Origin of the sequence: Lactobacillus nasalidis, assembly GCF_016587775.1 — a bacterium.
Lineage (GTDB): Bacteria > Bacillota > Bacilli > Lactobacillales > Lactobacillaceae > Lactobacillus > Lactobacillus nasalidis.
In genome coordinates this window covers 1-534 of record NZ_BOCG01000328.1, presented here as the reverse complement: position 1 = coordinate 534, position 534 = coordinate 1, and the positions used below count along the sequence as shown (strand labels likewise).

General features: G+C 61.4%; 1 pseudogene. It reads right to left on the bottom strand.

Annotated features, from left to right (window positions below):
• Window positions 1–534, bottom strand: a pseudogene (locus lacNas_RS06265) (polysaccharide deacetylase family protein); the annotation flags it as partial.

Genomic DNA, 534 nt, shown 5'->3' with positions numbered 1-534 from the left:
GTACTGGCGGCTGGTATGCACCGGGGCGATGATGAGCGCCATTTTGCGCTTGCTGGTCAAAGAGTAGCGGTAGACCGCCGCCTGCTGGCTGTCGTCGGCCAGCTGCTGGCGCAAGCGGCTGGCAACCGATTCAGTAGCCAGCGAATTCAAGGGCCGGCAGGGTATCCCGGCTTTATCCAGGTCTTTTAAGAGCAGCCCCACCACCTGGTCGATTTCAAGCTCTGCCGGCTGCTTTTTTTGCTGATCAGCCAGGCGGGCCTGCTTGTCTAAAGCCGGCTTGGCTGCCTTGACGGATGGCTCTTGGTGCACGACCTGCTTCAAGCTGGCCAGGTTGATGACGATGATCCGCTGCCCGCTCAGCTGCTGGACGTAGTTCTTGATCTCGCTGGCCTGGTGAAAACTCTGCCGGTCGAACACATCGGCATTTTCCGGGCAGACCAGGGCCCGGTAGCCGCAGGTCCGGGCCGCTTTGGCCAGCTGCGGCAATTGGCCTGGCAGATAAAGCAGGTCGGTCTCCTGCCGGCTTTCAGCCGC